Raw genomic sequence first — 17,317 nt, 5'->3', positions numbered from 1 at the left:
ACATACCCCCGTTAGGGTGGGGTGATGGACGAGGACCTGCTGACCCTGGGCGAGGACGTGGTCACCACCGCGGCACGCGTGGTCCGGTGGGTGCCCAGGGACACCGACTTCGGCCTCAGCCTCGCCGCCGTGCGCCTGCTGGCCAGGATCCGCGACCACGGCGCCGTGCGCATCAGCGACCTGGCGATCGCCGAGAACTGCTCGCAGCCGACGATCACCAACCACATCAAGAAGCTGGAGTCCCAGCACCTCGTCACCCGCACCGCCGACCCGAGCGACGCCCGGGCCTGGATGATCGGGCTCACCGACGAGGGCCGCGAGCGGCTGGCCGAGATGCGCCACAGCCTCGGCACCAGCGTGCTGCCGATGCTCTCCTCGCTCTCGCGCAAGGACCAGAAGGCCCTCCGGGACGGGGTCGACGCGATGCGCCGGCTCATGGCCCAGGCGTCCACGCAGAACTGACGCCCCACCGGTCCCGGAGCACGCGGGAGGCCGCGGGGCCCGTCCCCGCTAGACTTCCGCGGTGCTGACGGGTGAGGACGAGCGGGTGGAGACGCCTGCCACGAGCGGCTTCCGCGTCTACGACACCCGGACCGGCGGGGTCCGCGACCTCGAGCCGGTCGTCCCGGGCCAGGTCTCGATCTACCACTGCGGGCTCACCGTGCAGTCGGCCCCGCACGTCGGCCACATCCGCAAGGAGGTCGTCTTCGACGTCCTGCGGCGCTGGTTGACCCACCTCGGGCTCGACGTCACCGTGGTCGCCAACGTCACCGACATCGACGACAAGATCCTGGCCAAGGCCGCCGCGAACGGCGAGCCGTGGTGGGCGCTGGCCTACCGCTTCGAGCGGGAGCTGCACACCGCGTACGACGCCCTCGGCTGCCTCCGTCCGACCTACGAGCCGCGCGCGACCGGGCACGTCCCCGAGATGATCGAGATGATCAAGACCTTGATCGAGCGCGGCCACGCGTACGCGGCCGAGGACGGGTCGGGCGACGTCTACTTCGACGTGCTGTCGTGGCCCGCGTACGGCGAGCTGTCGCACCAGGCCGTCGGCGACATGGAGCCCGCCGCCGACGCCGACCCGCGCGGCAAGCGGGACTCCCGCGACTTCGCCCTGTGGAAGGGCCACAAGGCGGGCGAGCCCGAGACCGCGTCCTGGTGGACGCCGTGGGGCCGCGGCCGGCCCGGGTGGCACCTCGAGTGCTCCGCGATGGCGGCCAAGTACCTCGGCGACGAGTTCGACATCCACGGCGGCGGCCTCGACCTGCGCTTCCCCCACCACGAGAACGAGCTCGCCCAGTCGACCGCAGCCGGGCAGCGCTTCGCGCGCTACTGGATGCACAACGGCTGGGTCACCGCCGCCGGGGAGAAGATGAGCAAGTCGCTCGGCAACGGGGCGCTGGTCAGCGAGGTCGTGAAGGCCTACCCGCCGCGCGCCGTCCGCTTCTACCTCGCGGCCCCCCACTACCGGTCGGCGATCGAGTTCAGCGACACCTCGCTCGCCGAGGCGACGGCGGCGCTCGACCGCATCGACACGTTCGTGCAGCGCGCGACCGCGCTGGCCGGCCGGGTGGACCCGGTCGTCCCCGACGCCTTCGCGGCGTCCATGAACGACGACCTCGGCACGCCCGGCGCCGTCGCCGTCCTCTACACCGCGGTCCGCCAGGGCAACAGCGCCCTCGCGGCCGAGGACAAGGAGACCGTCGCGGTCGCCCTGGCCGAGGTCCGCGGGATGCTCGGCGTCCTCGGGCTCGACCTCGACGACCCCGCCTGGGCGGGCTCGGCGCAGGACGACCGGCTGGAGGGCGTCGTCGACGGCCTCGTCGCCGCCGTCCTCGAGCAGCGTGCCCAGGCCCGCCGCAACCGCGACTTCGCCACCGCCGACACCCTGCGCGACCTGCTCACCGCGGTGGGCGTCGAGGTCGCGGACACACCCCAGGGGGCCGAGTGGTCCCTCAAGCACGCCACGACAACCAGCTCGGAGAACGTCTGATGCCCGGAAACAGCCAGCGCAAGGGCGCCGTCAAGCGCAAGGGCAAGGGGAACACGGCGGGCTCGGGCGGACGCGTACGCCGTGGCCTCGAGGGCCGCGGCCCGACGCCCAAGGCCGAGGACCGTCCGTACCACGTGGCCCACAAGCGGGCGAACGGTGACGAGCGTCCCTCCGCAGGACGCACCCGCACGCCCGAGAAGCGCACCGGCCGGCCCGGTTCAGGGCCGGAGTGGGTCGTGGGCCGCAACGCCGTGCTCGAGGCCATGGAGGCCGAGATCCCGGTCAAGTCGGCGTACGTCGCCGAGGGCGCGGAGCGCGACGACCGGTTGCGCGAGGTGTTCAAGCTCGCCGCCGACCGCAGCACGCCGATGCTGCAGGTCACGCGCGCCGAGCTCGACCGCCTGACCGCGGGCGCGATCCACCAGGGCCTGGCCCTGCAGCTGCCCGAGTACTCCTACGCCCACCCCGACGACCTGCTGGCCGCCGCGCTCGACTCGGACACCGAGCCGCTGATCGTCGCGCTGGACTCGATCACCGACCCGCGCAACCTGGGCGCCGTCATCCGGTCGGCTGCGGCGTTCGGTGCCCACGGCGTGCTGATCCCGGAACGTCGCTCCGCCGGCATGACCGCCGCCGCCTGGAAGACGTCCGCCGGTGCGGCCGCCCGCCTGCCCGTGGCCCGCGCGACCAACCTCAACCGGACCCTGCGCGCCTACTCCAACGCCGGGCTCCGCCTCGTCGGCCTGGACGGCGAGGCCGACACCGACCTGGCGGCGACCGAGGGCATCTCGGGTCCGCTCGTGCTCGTCGTCGGCAGCGAGGGAGCCGGTCTCTCCCGGCTGGTCCGCGAGGCCTGCGACAGCATGGCGTCCATCCCGATGACCAGCACGGTCGAGTCCCTCAACGCCGGCGTCGCCGCCGGCATCGCGCTGTACGAGATCTCGCGCCAGCGCCGCACCCCCTGACCCGGGGCCGGGTCAGCGCAGCCGGCTCACCACCAGGGCGCTGACCACGAAGAGCACCACCGCCACCACGACGACGATCCAGGCCGGCCAGCTGCGGCCCGACCGGGCTGGACCAACGTCGCCCGACGCCCGAACGAGGGCGTCCGCGAGCTCGCGGGCGTCGGCGGGGCGCTCGGTGGGGTCGAGCCGGAGCCCGGACGCCAGGACGGCGTCGACCGCGCCGGGCAGCCCGCGCGGTGCCGCCACCGGGGACGGGTCGTCGCGTCGGGCACCGGGCCCCGTACCGGTCGCGGCCGGGACGTCGAACGGACGTCGGCCGCCGAGGAGCTCGTAGCCGACCACGGCCAGCGCGTAGACGTCGGCGCGACCGTCGAAGCCGCCGTCCAACCCTGCCTGCTCGGGCGCCATGTACGCCGGCGTCCCGGTGGTGACGGTGTAGCCGGACGCGTCGGCCAGCAGCTTGGCGCTGCCGAGGTCGGCGACGAGGACCCGCGGCGGGTCCGTCGTGTCGAGGAGCAGGTTGCCCGGCTTCACGTCGCGGTGCACGACGCCGGCGTCGTGCAGGACCTGGACCGCGTACGCCGCCTCGACCGTCAGCCGGACCGCCTCGGCCGGCTCCAACGATCCGACCCGGTCGGCGAGGCTGCCGCCGCCGACGTGGTCCATGACGAAGTAGGGCCGGTCGTCGGCGATCCCGACGTCGTGGACGCGGACCACGCGGTCGCTGCTGATCCGGCGCAGCAGCCGCGCCTCGGCCAGGAACCGGGCCCGGACGTCCGCGTCGAGCGACCAGTTGTCGGCCAGCACCTTTACCGCGACGACCACGTCGAGCTCGGGGTCGTAGCCGCGCCAGACGGTCGCGAACGAGCCCGACCCCAGGACCTGGTCGAGGCGGTAGCGTCCGAGCGATGCCACGGGGTCAGTCTGGTGCACCCCGGGGGTGGGTCGACGGACTGCCCCCCGCCCGCACGAGAATGACGCGCATGGACCCGGACGAGGACGTCGACGCCCTGGTCCGGGCGGCGCAGGCCGGCGACGCCGAGGCCCTGAACGAGCTCCTCGTCCGGCTGCAGCCGCTCGTCCTGCACCGCTGCTCCCGGTTCCTGCCGCACCGGATGGACGCCGAGGAGGCGGCGCAGGACGCGCTGCTGATGATCAGCCGGCACCTGCGCGACTTCGGGGGGCGCGGGTCGTTCCGCGGCTGGGTGACGGTGATCGCGTCCAACTGCGCCCGGGGGACCTACCGCTCGATGCGTCGACACAGCGAGGTCGTCGGAGCGGCGCCGCTGCTCGAGAGCGCCGACCCGCAGACCACCAGCGTCATCGCGGGGACGCGGCTGGACCTGCTGGAGACGCTCGACGCGCTCGGCGCGGCCTACCCCGACCTGGTGGACCCGTTCGTGCTCCGGGACCTCGGTGAGCTGACCTACGACGAGATCGCCGCGATCCTGAACCTCCCGCTCAGCACGGTCAAGGACCGGATCCACCGCGCACGGACGTTCGTCCGGGGCCGCCTCCGGCCCTCGGCGGAGCACCGGTGAGGCCGCTCCACGCAGGCTTGATCTGCGTCGCGGCCGTGGGGCTCGGCGGCCTCACGGGCACGTACGTCCTGCCCGACGCAAGCCCGGCCCGCACGGCGCCCGTGCCCTCGACGTCGGTCGTGACCCCAACCACGAGGCCGACCGCCACCCCGAGCCCGTCGCTCACCCCGAGCCCGTCGCCTTCGCCTGCGAAGCGGCTCACCGAGAGCGATCTGCTCTCCGTCCGGTCGTTCGCGGACCAGTCGGTCGCGGTCACCAGCTACCCGCAGGGCGGCAAGACCGATCCCTCGATGGACGCGACGCTGTGCGTCGCGGACGACCCGCACGCGGGCAAGCGGACCCTGCACGACCTCACGGGCCACGACCCGACGCTCCAGGGGTACTGGACGGAGACCGACGACGGCTACGCCGCAGGCCAGCTGGCCTCGACCGCCGACGACCCGGCCGACGCCGAGGACAGCGTCACGGCCCTCGTCGCGGCCCAGCGACCCTGCCTCGCGGCCAAGCCGGGGCACTGGGTGCTGGGACCAGCCAGGACCGCAGACTTCTCCTCGACCCGGTCGGCCACCTGGTTCGGCTACTTCCCCGACGAGCAGAACACCGAGGGCCGCGCCCCGGACGACGTCGAACCCTGCGGCGGGACCCTGGTGGCGCGCAACGGCGCCCGCTTCACGGTCGTGAACGTCCGCATGTGCCTCGACGAGGGGCAGCTCGCCGGGCTCTCCGAGGCGGCCTCGGAGCGGCTCGGCTGAGCCCTCCGACCGCCCGGGGGAAACTCATCTCCAACCAAAGCCCTCCGGGCGACATCTCTTCTGGTGAGAGCGGCACAGCCTGCGCCGCCCGAGCCCAGGAGGACCTCATGTCCCGCACCGCACTGCTCGTCCGCCGCACCCGCCCCGCCCTCGCCGCAGCGGCGCTGGTCTGCGCAGGAGGCCTCGTCTCGACCACGCCGGCCGACGCCGCCCCGTCCGCGACGGTGACGACCGCCTCCCTGCTGACGATCGAGGACGTCCGGGCCGCCGGCCTCGACGGCGACTCGGCGACGCTCAGCCGCACCGGTGACGCCCAGCTCGACGACGGTGGGCACAACGACGAGAACTGCCTGTCCGACAAGACCATCCGGGCGGTCACCGGCGCCAAGTCCTACCCGGCCGCCGGCACGGGCCGGGGCTACGCCGACGGCACCTGGTCGAGCACGCAGGACAAGGAGGTGTACGTGACCGAGTCGGTGGCCCAGGGCGCGACGGCGAAGGACACCGACCGCTACGTCGCGACGCTGACCCGGCTGATCACCCGCGTGCGCGACTGCCAGGAGGACCCTGCGCAGGGGATCCGGCACGCACCGGTCCGCCACGTCGACGCCGGTGGTGTCGCGACGGCCGACTACTACGCGACCGTCTACCCCGACGGCCACCGCGACGGCGGCGGCGTCGCCGTGGTGCGCGACGGCACCCGCTTCGGGATCGTCAGCCTCACCTCCGGGCGCGACACGAGCGCGTACACCCTGAAGCGGCTCGCGACCACGGCGGCGCAGCGGCTGCGCTGACGCGGGCCCGGCTGGTTCGAGGAGGCGGGCACTCCGGGCGCGGGATAGATTTGGCCTCACCGCTCGATCCGTCCACGCCTGGAGCCCTGCCGTGACCGACACCCTCGCCCCGCTGTCCACCGAGTCCGCCACCCGTACGGCGACCGCCGGGACCGACCTGAGCGGGGCCGCGACGCAGGCCTACCGCTCGGCGCTCGACGTGATCGCCTCGGTCGAGCCCCGGATCGCCGACGCGACCCGCGCCGAGCTCGCCGACCAGCGCGCCTCGCTCAAGCTCATCGCCTCCGAGAACTACGCCTCCCCGGCCGTCCTGCTGACCATGGGGACGTGGCTGTCGGACAAGTACGCCGAGGGCACGGTCGGGCACCGCTTCTACGCCGGGTGCCAGAACATCGACGAGGTCGAGTCGATCGCGACCGAGCACGCCCGAGAGCTGTTCGTCGCGGAGTACGCGTACGTCCAGCCGCACTCCGGCATCGACGCCAACCTCGTCGCCTTCTGGTCGATCCTGGCCCACCGGGTCGAGCTGCCGGAGCTGGCCGAGCTGGGCCTCAAGAACATCAACGAGATGTCCGAGGAGCAGTGGGAGGCCTTGCGCCACAAGTTCGGCAACCAGCGCGCGCTGGGGATGTCGCTCGACGCGGGCGGCCACCTGACGCACGGCTTCCGGCCGAACATCTCCGGCAAGATGTTCCACCAGCGCTCGTACGGGACCGACCCCGAGAACCAGCGCATCGACTACGACGCGGTCCGCGCGGCCGCGCACGAGTTCAAGCCGCTCATCCTCATCGCCGGCTACTCGGCCTACCCCCGCCGCGTCGACTTCGCCCGCATGCGCGAGATCGCCGACGAGGTCGGTGCCACGTTCATGGTCGACATGGCGCACTTCGCCGGGCTCGTGGCCGGCAAGGTGTTCACCGGCGTCGAGGACCCGGTCCCCTACGCCGACATCGTCACGAGCACGACGCACAAGTCGCTGCGCGGCCCGCGCGGCGGCATGGTGCTGGCGACCAAGGAGTACGCCCCGAGCGTCGACCGTGGCTGCCCGATGGTGCTCGGCGGACCGATCGGCAACATCATGGCGGCCAAGGCGGTCGCGTTCGCCGAGGCGCGGACGCAGGAGTTCCGCACGTACGCGCAGTCCGTCGCCGACAACGCGCAGACCCTCGCCGAGGGCCTGCTGACCCGCGGAGCCAAGCTCGTCACGGGCGGCACGGACAACCACCTCGTGCTGATCGACGTGAGCACGTTCGGGCTGACCGGGCGGCAGGCCGAGTCGGCGCTGCTCGACGCCGGCATCGTCACCAACCGCAACGCCGTCCCGGCCGACCCGAACGGCGCCTGGTACACCTCGGGCGTCCGGATCGGCACGCCCGCGCTCACCACGCGCGGCTTCGGCAGCGCCGAGTTCGACCGCGTCGCCGAGCTGATCGTCGACGTCCTCGAGAGCACGACGCCGGCGACCACCGCCGCGGGCGCCCCGGGCAAGGCCAAGTACGTCCTCGCCGACGGCGTCGCCGACCGCACCAAGGCGGCGTCGGCCGAGATGCTCGACACGCACCCGCTCTACCCCGGTCTGGAGCTCTGAGGCTCGGGTTCGGAAGCAGCGGCAGGGCACCACGATGGCGCCGACCACCTTCACGAGTCTCGTGATGGTGGCCTTCGCCGTCGTGGTGCTGACCATCGCGTCGTACGCGTGGTTCGGCGACTGGAAGCCGCGACCCCGGCGTACGCCCCTCCCGGAGGACCGGACGAGCGCCGAGGTCGAGGCGCTGCGCCGGGCGATCGAGGCGTACGAGCGGGAGCGCGACCGCTAGGACGTCCTCAGCTGCCAGCGCCGGGCGCGCGATAGGTGGCCCAGACGCTGGCCATGCGCGCGGCCTGGCCCTGGGTGAAGCGGTTGAGGCAGGCGTCGTCGCCGTAGCTCATGAAGTTGTGCACCGGGTCCTTGCCCGTCTGCCGGCACGTGTCCAGCTTGCTGCTGCAGGAGAAGACGTTGTCGCCGTCGGCCTGGTAGGCCGTGTCGTCCACCTTGTCGCCCGGGCTCCGGCAGCCGTTCTGGAAGGTGTGGTAGAGCCCGAGCCAGTGGCCGACCTCGTGGGTCGTCGTGTCGCCCCGGTCGTAGCCGTCGGCGTCGCCGCCCGGCAGGGTCGAGCTCAGGACGACGACGCCGTCTTGGGCCAGCGTGGTGTCGAAGGGGAACGTCGCGTAGCCGAGCAGCCCGTCGTCGAGCGAGGTCAGGTACAGGTTGAGGTCGTCGAGGCCGCCGCGGTGGAGGGCCGTCTTGGCCTCGACGTCGTCGGACGGGTCGTCCTCGGGGTTGGCCCAGTCGTACCAGTCCGAGCTCTTGGTCTTGTCCGTCGCCTTCAGCTTGAACGAGAAGCCCGTCTTCGTCGAGCTGCCCGAGGTCTTGCCCGCGTAGGCCTTGTTGAGCACGGCGATCTGCTTCTTGATCCTGGACTTGCTGACCCCGCCCTTGCCGTTGTCCTTGGTGATCACGTGGACGTAGACGTCGACCTTGGTCTTGGGCAGGGCCCGGCGGCCGACGTCGATCCCCCGCTGCCGGGCCCGCGTGGCCAGCCGGGCCTCCGCCTGCTCGGTCTCGGCGAGGGTCAGGGTGTTGGGGTCCACGCCGTCGAGGTCGCTGTCGGCGCGTACGCGGCCGGCGGACGTCGCGCTCAGGCAGGGGGTGCCGGTGGAGACGGCGGCCGAGGTCGAGGTGACCCCGGCCAAGGGCGTCCCCAACGAGCCGGTCGAGCCGCTCGTGGCCGAGCCGGAGACGGTCAGCGCCGCCGCGGTCAAGGCGAGGGCGGCACTGGCGACGCGCGCCAGCCGCCAGGAGCGGGCCAGCAGGTGCGGGGTCATGGATGTCCTCGTCGTCGTCGCGGGTCGTGCACCCTCCCGACCACGCGGCCGCGGGCGACGGCACGAGCCGACACGCGCTGGGGGCCTCGTCTGCCGAGCCCCCCGGAGAAGCAGACGCTGAGAACTCTAGAGGTAGTTCTTCAGGCGGGCGGGGCGTCGGTCGACGCTGGGCCGGGCTCCTGCCGGGGCTCCACAGCCAGGAGGCAGGCTGGTCCCATGACCACCTCGACCGCCCCGCTCGGCACTCGCGTCCTCGGCCGCGGTGACACGAAGAGCTCAGGGCTCACCGTCTCCACCCTCGGCCTGGGCTGCATGGGCATGTCCGAGTTCTACGGCACGACCGACGAGGTGGAGGCCGTCCGGACGATCCACCGAGCCCTCGACCTCGGCGTCACGTTCCTGGACACGGCCGACATGTACGGCCCCTTCACCAACGAGCGGCTCGTCGGTGGCGCCATCGCCGACCGCCGGGACTCCGTGGTGCTCGCCACCAAGTTCGGCAACGTGCGCGACCCGAACAATCCGCGCGCTCGCCGGATCGATGGCAGCGCCGCGTACGTCCGCTCCGCCTGCGACGCCAGCCTGCAGCGGCTCGGCCTCGACCACATCGACCTCTACTACCAGCACCGCGTCGACAAGTCGGTCCCCATCGAGGAGACCGTCGGCGCGATGGGCGAGCTCGTCGCCGCCGGCAAGGTGCGCCACCTCGGGCTGAGCGAGGCCTCGGCCGACACGATCCGCCGCGCGCACGCGACGTACCCGATCACCGCGCTGCAGACCGAGTACTCGCTGTGGACCCGCGACCTCGAGACCGAGATCCTGCCGCTGCTCCGCGACCTGGGCATCGGCCTGGTGCCCTACTCCCCGCTGGGTCGCGGGTTCCTGACCGGCACGATCACGAGCACCGACGACCTCGCCCCGGACGACTTCCGCCGCCGCAACCCCCGCTTCGTCGGTGAGGCCCTGCAGGCCAACCTGGGCATCGTCGAGGCCGTCCGCGCCCTCGCCGAGACCAAGGGCGCGACGCCCGGCCAGGTCGCGCTCGCCTGGGTCCTCGCCCAGGGCGACGACGTGGTCCCGATCCCGGGGACCAAGCGCGTGACGTACCTCGAGGAGAACGTGGCCGCCGCCGCGGTCGAGCTGAGCGCCGACGACCTGGCCCGCCTCGACGAGGCCGTCCCCGCCGCCGTCGGCGAGCGGTACCCGGACATGAGCAGCATCGACCAGTAGACGGCGTCGTTGCGCCCCGCCGGTCACCTTGCGCCCGTTCGTACGGGCGCAAGGTGATCGCGGGGGCGCAGAGTGAAGAAACCTCCGCTCGTGGCGTCAGCAACCCTGGTCAGGCGCGCCCCTGCTGCGCCGTGGTCAGCTGATCGCGGACCGTGTCCAGCTCGGCCTGCACGAACACGAGGTAGTCGTCGAGATGCCGTCGCGCCCACAGAAGTAGGTGCGCCTCCGGCTCGTCGGCCGCGATGCTCGCCTCCGGGACCTCCGCGAGGATCTGCCCATCGCCGTCCGCGATGTCGCAGCGAAACACGAACTCGTCGCTACCCCGCCACACTCGCGCGGAGAGGACGACGTCCTCGTCCCACGGCGGCCCGGTCACGTTGAGCGACATGGAGGACAGCAGAGGGTAAGCCGGGTTGCTGGAGCCTTCGAGCTGCACGCGCAGGTCTGGCTGGTCGGCACGCAGCGCATCGGCGTACGTCTGAAGCGCCGTCCTGACGGGCGGCCAGAGCGGTTGCCAGGCGATCCAACCGACCTGACGTTTAGCACCCGAGTCTGGCTGACCCGCTGCGCTCGTCATGCCGGGAGCATGTCAGGAAACAGCCCGCTGGGCCTCGACGCGTCGCCTCCCGGCCCCGGTGTCCAAGCACCGGCGCGACGGTCGGCATACCCCCTAGCGTGCCGAAGGGCCTCGTCTGAGGTTGGCTGCCCTATAACGCCGACCACTTCGTGGCCCTTCGACAGGCTCAGGGAGCGTTCATGCCGTCCCGCGCTCCCGGTTGGCCATCAGCGCAGGTCCGGATGCTCCTCGAGCAGCTGGTCCAGGTCCTTCAGGCGGTCGAGGCCGCGGACCATCTGACCCATCCGGAAGTTGCCCGACAGGTGCTCGCGGTGGCGGTTCAGGAAGCCCCAGTAGCCGGCCGTGAACGGGCAGGCGGTCGGCCCCGTGCGCTTCTTGGGGTCGTAGACGCAGTCGCCGCAGAAGTCGCTCATCTTGTTGATGTAGCTGCCGCCACCGACGTACGGCTTCGTCGCCAGCACGCCGTCGTCGGCGTACTGGGACATGCCGACGATGTTCGGCACCATCACCCAGTCGTAGCCGTCGACGAAGCTGCGGTGGAACCAGTCCGTCAGCTCCTGGGGGTCCCAGCCGCGCTGCTGCGCGTAGTTCCCGAGGACCATCAGCCGCGGGATGTGGTGCGCCCAGCCGACCTCGCGGACCGAGCTCAGCGCCCACGACAGGCAGTTCGCGTCGGTGCCGCTCGGGTCCAGCTCCTGGAACCACTCCGGGATCGGCGTCCGGGCGCCGAGCGCGTTCTCGTTCCGGTAGTCCTCGCCGAGGTACCAGTAGAGGTTCCAGATGTAGTCGCGCCAGCCCATCACCTGCCGGACGAAGCCCTCGACCGCCGCGATCGGCGCGTCGCCCGCCGTGAACGCCTCCTCCGCCGTCCGGACGACCTCGAGCGGGTCGAGCAGGCCGAGGTTCAGCGGGGCGGAGATCAGCGAGTGGGCCATCCAACGGTCGCCGGAGAGCATCGCGTCCTCGTACCGCCCGAACAGCGCCAGCCGGTGCTCGACGAAGTGGTCCAGAGCCTGGCGGGCCTCGGCCTGCGTCACGGCGAACCGGCGGGGCCCGTCCTCACCGACGAAGGCGATCCCGTCCGCCGCCATCTGGTCGAGGTCGGCCCGGACAGCCGCGTCGATCTCGTCCTCCTCCGGCCACCAGGGCTCATCGACGTCGAGGCGACCCACCTTGGGCGGTGGCTCGCGGTTCTCGGCGTCGAAGTTCCAGCGGCCCAGGACGGGCTCGGACCCGTGCATCAGCACGTCGTTGCGCGTCCGGGCGTCGCGGTAGAAGTCCTCCATCAGCAGGCGCTTGCGGCCCCGGCCCTGCGCCCAGCGGGTGAAGTCCTCACGCCCGGTCACGTAGCCCCGGGCCGGCAGCCGTTCGAGGTCACGCTCGCCAGCGAGGGTGTCGACGAGGTGCAGCGCCGCCCACGTGGTCGGCTGCACCACGCTCAGCGGCCCGTCGACCTGCGCGAGGGCCTCGCGGTAGGTGTCGGTGACCAGGTAGGTGCAGCGGTCACCGAGCTCGGCGGCCCGGTGCCGCATGGCCGACAGCACCAGGTGCGCCTTCTGCCGGTGGAACGCGCGCCGCCGGAACACCTCCCGCGACTCGACCAGCAGCACCTGCTGGTCGTCGTCGTCGACGAAGTGCGCCCCCAGCTGGTCGCCGAACAGCCACCGTGTCGTCGTCATTCACGCCCGTCTGTCTCGGTGATGTGGATCCCGCACCGACTACGGTGCCGGATCCTCATCGATCTGCCCGGGGCTACCGGGTGAAGAGGGTTCCGGAGACGGTGGTCGTGAAGTTGCGCAGGGACTCGGGCAGGTCACGCAGGTGCCAGTCGGCGGGGCCGTGGTACCAGCTCAGGTCGTCGGAGTCGGGGTCCGCGTCGGTGTCGGTCGCCACGAGGGCGTCGAGCCAGCGCTCGGTCCCGCCCAGCACGATCGCGTACGGCAGCACCTCCGACAGCTCCTCGACTGCCCGCCCGGCCGGCATCTGGTCCGTGGGCTGGGTGAGCAGCAGCGAGCGCAGCGCGCCGAGGCCCTTGAGCAGCGCCACCCCCTTCGGCGTCCGCGAGGGCATCTCCTGCGCGACGAAGACCAGGCCGAGGCCGAGCACGACCAGCGCGAGGCCGATGAGCCCGAAGGTCGTGAACGCGGCCAGCAGCGCGGTGACCACGACGGCCACGGTCAGCAGGACGAGCGCGAGCTGGGTGAAGCGGTTGCGCACCACGTCGGGGCGGCGGGCGTACCACCCGTTGGCCACGACCTCGTCGTAGAGCGCGTCCTGGACCTTGCCGATCGACTGGCCGACGCGGCCGCCGACCTCGGAGACGCGCACCGGCTCGCCGTCCGGCGCGATCCCCTCGAGCAGGGCCTGCTCGAACGGGCGCAGGCCGGTGCCGGCGCCGATCCGGGTGAGGGTCCAGTCGGCCCGGGAGAAGGCGCTGGCCCGCGGCAGCTCGGTGATCAGCAGGTGTCCACGGACGGCGAGGTCGACCAGGGAGGCGGTCACGTCGATCGGGTCGACCCGCTCGTCGGCCACGGTGCCGACGTGGCCCGGCCGGACGTCGCCGACGACCCGGAACTCGGCCTGACCGGCGCCGACGGGAACGAACTCCCCGACCGGCGCGGCCTCGCCGGAGTACGCGGCGTCCGCGCCTCGGCGGCGGTGGGCCAGCAGGAGGCCGAGGCCGCCCAGCACGAGGAGGCCGACGGCGATGCCGAGCGGCAGCGGGTCGGGCGAGAACGCGCGCCCGACGGTCCAGCGGTAGTCGATCTGCTCGTTGGCGGCCACCTGGCCCGCCGGGAAGCCGATGTCGACCCCGACGACCTCACCCTCGCCGCGCGGGCCGTCGGTGAAGGTCGGCGTCGAGGCGTCCTCGGTGCCCGCCGCGGCGGACAGGCAGGGCGTCGTCGAGTTCGGGCTGCCGGCGGTGCAGCGGACGTACGTGAAGGTGCCCGGGATGAGGATCGTCGAGCGGAACGAGGTGACCGCGACGTCCAGCCCCTGCAGCACCCGCCACTGCAGCGCGGTGCCGTCCGGGACGGTGACGACCGCCCCACGGACCGTGTAGCCGATCACGAGGTCGGCCGCGCCGTTCGTGGGCACGGTGACGGTGGTGTAGCGGCTGTCCGTGCTGACCTGCGGCGTGACGGCCGCGCCGCCGGCGGTCGCGGTGACCTCGCTGATGGTCGTCTTGTACTGACGGTCGCCGACCGAGTTCTGCACCGTCTCGAACTTCTGCGTCACCTCGGCGGGCGCCGCACCGTCGAAGGTGATGGTCTCCGTCATCTTGAGCGTGCCGTCCTTGGCCACGTTCCCGGTGGTGACGACCGACGAGGCCGTCCCCTCGGCGTGGGCGGTGCGCGCGGTCGGTCCGGCGACGAGGGCCAGGGCGACGAGCAGCGGCGCGACCAGCACGAGCAGACGGCGGGGCGAGGCCCAGGCGGCGGGGGTGGTTTCCGGGTGCACGGGCGCGATCCTTTCATCACTCGGGGCCGCTGGGGAGCACCCCGAGCGCATTAAGGTGCGTTCCGTGAGCAACCAGCAGTGGGGCGGACCCCCGCAGGGACGCCCCGGGCCGGCCCCCTGGCAGCAGGGCTACCCCTCCGGCGGCTTCGGCCAGCAGGGGTACGCCCAGCCGGCCTACAACCCGTACGGTCAGCCCCCGCCCGGATACGCCCCGCGTGGCGGGCCCGGCTTCGGCGGGCCCCAGGCGCCGCGGCGCAAGGGCGGCGGCGGCCTCAAGCTGCTGCTGCTCGCCCTCATCGTCATCGCCAGCCTCTCGGTGCTCGGCTTCATCGGCACCGGGCTCGGCACGGACGCCCAGAACTCCGACACCGCGTACCAGAACGACGACTACCGGGTCCCGGCCCCCGACAAGAACCCGCCGCCGATCCCGGTGCCCGACACCTACGAGCAGGCCGAGCAGGTCATCAACAGCAGCCCGTTCTACGGCCAGTCCGTGCCGGCGCCGGTCCGGTGCGACGCCGAGCCCATCAACGTAGGCACGGCGTCGGACACCCAGCTCCAGCAGCACCTCGACGCGTCCATGGAGTGCCTCGTGCGGGTGTGGGAGCCGCCGGTCACCGGCGCGGGGCTCATCATCGTGCGCCCGAGCGTCACGATCTACGGCGCCAAGATGACCACGAAGTGCGGCACGAGCGGGGTCAACGCCTTCTACTGCGCGGCCGACCAGCAGGTCTACTACTCCAACCGGCTCGACGACGAGCTGCCGATCATCGCCCAGGACAAGTGGGCGGCGGACGTGGTCATCGCGCACGAGTTCGGGCACGCGCTGCAGGCCCGCACCGGCATCCTCATCTCGGCGAAGGCCCTGGGGCAGAACTCGAACGACGAGAAGACCGACCTGCTCTACAGCCGCCGCCTCGAGACCCAGGCCGACTGCTTCTCCGGGATGTACATCCGCTCGGTGTCGCAGTCGCTCGGGATCAACCAGTCCGACCTGGCCGGCATCGAGGACACCTACAAGGCGGTCGGCGACGACTCGGTCACCGGCGACTCGACGGTCCTCGGCAACCACGGCCTGGCCCGCTCCCGCGTGTTCTGGGGCGATGCCGGCATCGGCAACGCGCAGATCAGCGCCTGCAACACGTTCACGGCGCCGGCCAACCAGGTCCGCTAGAAGCGAACGCTCAGGGAGCGTCTGGGTCGATCCGGCGTACGAGCGCCGTCGCCAGCGCGGCGATGCCCTCGCCGCGCCCGGTGAGCCCGAGGCCGTCGGTCGTCGTCGCCGACAGGGTGACGGGGGCGCCGACCGCGTCGCTCAGGACCGCCTCGGCCTCGGCGCGACGGGGACCGAGCTTGGGCCGGTTGCCGATGAGCTGGACGGCCACGTTCCCGGGCTCCCAGCCCGCCTCGCGCAGCCGGCGCACGGTCTCGACCAGGAACGCGACCCCGCCGACGCCGCTCCACTCGGGAGCGCTCGTGCCGTAGTTGGAGCCCAGGTCGCCGAGCCCGGCCGCGACCAGCAGGGCGTCGCAGGCCGCGTGGGCGACGACGTCGCCGTCGGAGTGGCCCTCGGGGCCGTACGGGTCGTCGAACCTCAGGCCGGCCACCGTCATCGGTCGTCCGGGCACCAAACGATGAACGTCCGTACCGATACCGGTACGGACGTCCATGGTGTGCTTCAGCTTCTGACGATCAGGAGGCGAGGACCTCGTCGAGCAGGACCTCCGCGCGGCTCTCCTCGACGTGCTCCGCCAGGGCGAGCTCGGAGACGAGGATCTGACGGGCCTTGGCCAGCATGCGCTTCTCGCCGGCCGACAGGCCACGCTCGCGCTCACGACGCCACAGGTCGCGGACGACCTCGGCGACCTTGAGCACGTTGCCCGAGTGCAGCTTCTCCAGGTTGGCCTTGTAGCGGCGCGACCAGTTGGTCGGCTCCTCCGTGTGCGGCGCACGCAGCACGCTGAACACGCGCTCGAGGCCGTCGGCGTCGACGACGTCCCGGACCCCGACGAGGTCGAGGTTGTCCGCCGGCACCCGCACGATCAGGTCCGTCTGGCCGACGATGCGGAGCACGAGGTAGAGCCTGTCCTCGCCCTTGATCTGCCGAGTCTCGATGTCCTGGATCACGGCCGCGCCATGATTCGGGTAGACCACCGTTTCGCCGACTGTGAAAGACATGTTCCTCCAGTACCCCGATTGACCGACGTCCAAGTTTAGCACGCTCACAGGGTCGCCCCTCCGGCGTTCGCGCTGGTCAGAGCCAGTTTAGGCGCTGTTCGGGGGTTGACAAACCTGTGCTTCCTGTGTCGCGGGCGGAGCGGCGACGGTACGGCGGGGATGCGGCGGCGACGCCGGGGTCCCGGCCCGGCCGGGTCGCACCTGCGTCTCACCCGTCCGTGTCGCTAGGCTGCCCTCGACCGCCGAACCGGGGTCTGCACCGACACGACGAGACAGGGGTCCACCGTGACTGCCACCGCGCTCCGCGCCAGCCGACACCGGCACGCGCGTCCGGGACGGGTCCGGACCGCTCTTGCCGCTGCCGCCCTCGTGGCGGTCCTGCCGACGGCGGCGTGCGGCATGAACGCCCAGACGCTGAAGCCCTACACGCCCGCCGAGGGCGTCAACTTCGACGTCGGCGACCTGACCGTCCCCGACTCGGTCATCCACGTGCGCAACCTGCTGGTCATCAGCCGGGCGCCGGGCGAGGGCATCATCTCGGGCACGTTCGTCACCTCGGGGCAGGACACCCTCACGGGCGTCTCCGGCGTGCCCTACAAGATCGACAGCAGCAAGGGCACGCCCTTCACCGCCGAGCAGTCCGGGCCGGTCCTGCTCACGAACAACGCTCAGGTCGTCCTGACCACGCTCGACCCGCTCATCACGGTGTCCGGAGCCACGGGGCTCGCTGCCGGGCTCGACGCCGACGTCACCCTGACCTTCGGCAAGGCCGGCACCATCACGGAGCGGACCACCGTCGTCGACGGCAACCTCGCGCCCTACACCGAGATCACGCCCGGCTCGAACCCGACGGCGACGCCCTCGATCACCGCCGAGCCCTCTCCTTCCCCTTCAGCCACGCCGTAGGCGGCTCCCGCAATAACCCGGCGGCCTGAATCCGGCCCCCACCGGACCGGG

Annotated in this window: 18 protein-coding genes; 11 read left to right on the top strand and 7 right to left on the bottom strand. The window is 72.3% G+C overall.

Features of this window, described 5'->3' with window-relative positions:
- Positions 1 to 24 precede the first annotated feature (24 nt).
- The 3 genes from FHX39_RS02025 to rlmB all read left to right on the top strand — a co-directional run bounded on the left by FHX39_RS02025 (position 25) and on the right by rlmB (position 2,961).
- Entirely contained in the window at positions 25 to 462 is a 438-nt protein-coding gene (locus tag FHX39_RS02025; protein WP_183336372.1) for a MarR family winged helix-turn-helix transcriptional regulator, read from the top strand.
- Between the two features lie 64 nt (positions 463 to 526).
- The gene (cysS, locus tag FHX39_RS02020) at positions 527 to 1,996 is read left to right on the top strand and encodes a cysteine--tRNA ligase (protein WP_198423527.1); all 1,470 of its coding nucleotides are present in this window, start codon (positions 527 to 529) and stop codon (positions 1,994 to 1,996) included.
- Positions 1,996 to 2,961 carry a 23S rRNA (guanosine(2251)-2'-O)-methyltransferase RlmB gene (rlmB, locus tag FHX39_RS02015; protein WP_183336368.1) on the top strand — a complete coding sequence of 322 codons (966 nt, stop codon included), beginning with the start codon at positions 1,996 to 1,998 and terminating at the stop codon, positions 2,959 to 2,961. Before cysS ends, rlmB begins: the two co-directional genes overlap by 1 nt.
- Positions 2,962 to 2,973: 12 nt before the next feature.
- Here the strand turns inward: rlmB and FHX39_RS02010 are convergent, their stop codons facing one another.
- Positions 2,974 to 3,876: a serine/threonine-protein kinase gene (locus tag FHX39_RS02010; protein ID WP_183336366.1), complete on the bottom strand. Its 903-nt coding sequence runs from the start codon at positions 3,874 to 3,876 to the stop codon at positions 2,974 to 2,976.
- A 68-nt stretch (positions 3,877 to 3,944) separates the two neighbouring features.
- Here FHX39_RS02010 and FHX39_RS02005 point away from each other — a divergent pair, with 68 nt between their 5' ends.
- The 5 genes from FHX39_RS02005 to FHX39_RS01985 all read left to right on the top strand — a co-directional run bounded on the left by FHX39_RS02005 (position 3,945) and on the right by FHX39_RS01985 (position 7,865).
- Positions 3,945 to 4,502 (top strand): RNA polymerase sigma factor, encoded by a 558-nt coding sequence (locus FHX39_RS02005; protein ID WP_183336363.1) that lies wholly within the window; start codon positions 3,945 to 3,947, stop codon positions 4,500 to 4,502.
- Entirely contained in the window at positions 4,499 to 5,254 is a 756-nt protein-coding gene (locus tag FHX39_RS02000) for a hypothetical protein (RefSeq protein ID WP_183336360.1), read from the top strand. The genes FHX39_RS02005 and FHX39_RS02000 overlap by 4 nt, the downstream gene beginning before the upstream one ends.
- A 107-nt stretch (positions 5,255 to 5,361) precedes the next feature.
- The gene (locus tag FHX39_RS01995; RefSeq protein ID WP_183336357.1) at positions 5,362 to 6,048 is read left to right on the top strand and encodes a hypothetical protein; all 687 of its coding nucleotides are present in this window, start codon (positions 5,362 to 5,364) and stop codon (positions 6,046 to 6,048) included.
- A 91-nt stretch (positions 6,049 to 6,139) separates the two neighbouring features.
- Positions 6,140 to 7,636 (top strand): glycine hydroxymethyltransferase, encoded by a 1,497-nt coding sequence (locus tag FHX39_RS01990; RefSeq protein ID WP_332836624.1) that lies wholly within the window; start codon positions 6,140 to 6,142, stop codon positions 7,634 to 7,636.
- 34 nt (positions 7,637 to 7,670) lie between these two features.
- Positions 7,671 to 7,865, top strand: a complete 195-nt coding sequence (locus FHX39_RS01985; protein ID WP_183336355.1) for a hypothetical protein — start codon at positions 7,671 to 7,673, stop codon at positions 7,863 to 7,865.
- A 7-nt stretch (positions 7,866 to 7,872) separates the two neighbouring features.
- On the opposite strand, the gene FHX39_RS01980 is transcribed toward FHX39_RS01985, so the two are convergent.
- On the bottom strand, positions 7,873 to 8,913 hold the full coding sequence (locus FHX39_RS01980) for a zinc metalloprotease (RefSeq protein ID WP_183336353.1): 1,041 nt from the start codon (positions 8,911 to 8,913) through the stop codon (positions 7,873 to 7,875).
- 216 nt (positions 8,914 to 9,129) lie between these two features.
- On the opposite strand from FHX39_RS01980, the gene FHX39_RS01975 reads away from it, so the two are divergent.
- Entirely contained in the window at positions 9,130 to 10,143 is a 1,014-nt protein-coding gene (locus tag FHX39_RS01975; protein ID WP_183336351.1) for an aldo/keto reductase, read from the top strand.
- Between the two features lie 109 nt (positions 10,144 to 10,252).
- On the opposite strand, the gene FHX39_RS01970 is transcribed toward FHX39_RS01975, so the two are convergent.
- The 3 genes from FHX39_RS01970 to FHX39_RS01960 form a co-directional block, all read right to left on the bottom strand.
- On the bottom strand, positions 10,253 to 10,720 hold the full coding sequence (locus tag FHX39_RS01970; RefSeq protein ID WP_183336349.1) for a hypothetical protein: 468 nt from the start codon (positions 10,718 to 10,720) through the stop codon (positions 10,253 to 10,255).
- A 206-nt stretch (positions 10,721 to 10,926) separates the two neighbouring features.
- The gene (locus FHX39_RS01965) at positions 10,927 to 12,399 is read right to left on the bottom strand and encodes a cryptochrome/photolyase family protein (protein ID WP_183336347.1); all 1,473 of its coding nucleotides are present in this window, start codon (positions 12,397 to 12,399) and stop codon (positions 10,927 to 10,929) included.
- A gap of 73 nt (positions 12,400 to 12,472) precedes the next feature.
- Positions 12,473 to 14,182, bottom strand: coding sequence for a DUF2207 family protein (locus FHX39_RS01960; RefSeq protein ID WP_183336345.1), 1,710 nt, complete (start codon positions 14,180 to 14,182; stop codon positions 12,473 to 12,475).
- 64 nt (positions 14,183 to 14,246) lie between these two features.
- Here FHX39_RS01960 and FHX39_RS21930 point away from each other — a divergent pair, with 64 nt between their 5' ends.
- Positions 14,247 to 15,356 (top strand): neutral zinc metallopeptidase, encoded by a 1,110-nt coding sequence (locus FHX39_RS21930; protein ID WP_183336343.1) that lies wholly within the window; start codon positions 14,247 to 14,249, stop codon positions 15,354 to 15,356.
- A 10-nt stretch (positions 15,357 to 15,366) separates the two neighbouring features.
- On the opposite strand, the gene ispF is transcribed toward FHX39_RS21930, so the two are convergent.
- Positions 15,367 to 15,852: a 2-C-methyl-D-erythritol 2,4-cyclodiphosphate synthase gene (gene ispF, locus FHX39_RS01950; RefSeq protein ID WP_183336335.1), complete on the bottom strand. Its 486-nt coding sequence runs from the start codon at positions 15,850 to 15,852 to the stop codon at positions 15,367 to 15,369.
- A 22-nt stretch (positions 15,853 to 15,874) separates the two neighbouring features.
- Entirely contained in the window at positions 15,875 to 16,360 is a 486-nt protein-coding gene (locus tag FHX39_RS01945; protein WP_183336332.1) for a CarD family transcriptional regulator, read from the bottom strand.
- A gap of 285 nt (positions 16,361 to 16,645) precedes the next feature.
- Here FHX39_RS01945 and FHX39_RS01940 point away from each other — a divergent pair, with 285 nt between their 5' ends.
- Positions 16,646 to 17,266 carry a hypothetical protein gene (locus FHX39_RS01940; protein WP_183336330.1) on the top strand — a complete coding sequence of 207 codons (621 nt, stop codon included), beginning with the start codon at positions 16,646 to 16,648 and terminating at the stop codon, positions 17,264 to 17,266.
- Positions 17,267 to 17,317: the final 51 nt, after the last annotated feature.

Source organism: Microlunatus antarcticus (assembly GCF_014193425.1).
GTDB lineage: Bacteria > Actinomycetota > Actinomycetes > Propionibacteriales > Propionibacteriaceae > Microlunatus > Microlunatus antarcticus.
This window is presented reverse-complemented; position numbering and strand designations above follow the sequence as displayed.

What these genes read in the sequence shown, in the direction of transcription:
- FHX39_RS02025 (WP_183336372.1), top strand. Translation starts at nt 25, where the DNA reads ATGGACGAGGACCTGCTGACCCTGGGCGAGGACGTGGTCACCACCGCG.
- rlmB (WP_183336368.1), top strand. Translation starts at nt 1,996, where the DNA reads ATGCCCGGAAACAGCCAGCGCAAGGGCGCCGTCAAGCGCAAGGGCAAG.
- FHX39_RS02005 (WP_183336363.1), top strand. Translation starts at nt 3,945, where the DNA reads ATGGACCCGGACGAGGACGTCGACGCCCTGGTCCGGGCGGCGCAGGCC.
- FHX39_RS01995 (WP_183336357.1), top strand. Translation starts at nt 5,362, where the DNA reads ATGTCCCGCACCGCACTGCTCGTCCGCCGCACCCGCCCCGCCCTCGCC.
- FHX39_RS01985 (WP_183336355.1), top strand. Translation starts at nt 7,671, where the DNA reads ATGGCGCCGACCACCTTCACGAGTCTCGTGATGGTGGCCTTCGCCGTC.
- FHX39_RS01980 (WP_183336353.1), bottom strand. Translation starts at nt 8,913, where the DNA reads ATGACCCCGCACCTGCTGGCCCGCTCCTGGCGGCTGGCGCGCGTCGCC.
- FHX39_RS01975 (WP_183336351.1), top strand. Translation starts at nt 9,130, where the DNA reads ATGACCACCTCGACCGCCCCGCTCGGCACTCGCGTCCTCGGCCGCGGT.
- FHX39_RS01970 (WP_183336349.1), bottom strand. Translation starts at nt 10,720, where the DNA reads ATGACGAGCGCAGCGGGTCAGCCAGACTCGGGTGCTAAACGTCAGGTC.
- FHX39_RS01965 (WP_183336347.1), bottom strand. Translation starts at nt 12,399, where the DNA reads ATGACGACGACACGGTGGCTGTTCGGCGACCAGCTGGGGGCGCACTTC.
- ispF (WP_183336335.1), bottom strand. Translation starts at nt 15,852, where the DNA reads ATGGACGTCCGTACCGGTATCGGTACGGACGTTCATCGTTTGGTGCCC.
- FHX39_RS01945 (WP_183336332.1), bottom strand. Translation starts at nt 16,360, where the DNA reads ATGTCTTTCACAGTCGGCGAAACGGTGGTCTACCCGAATCATGGCGCG.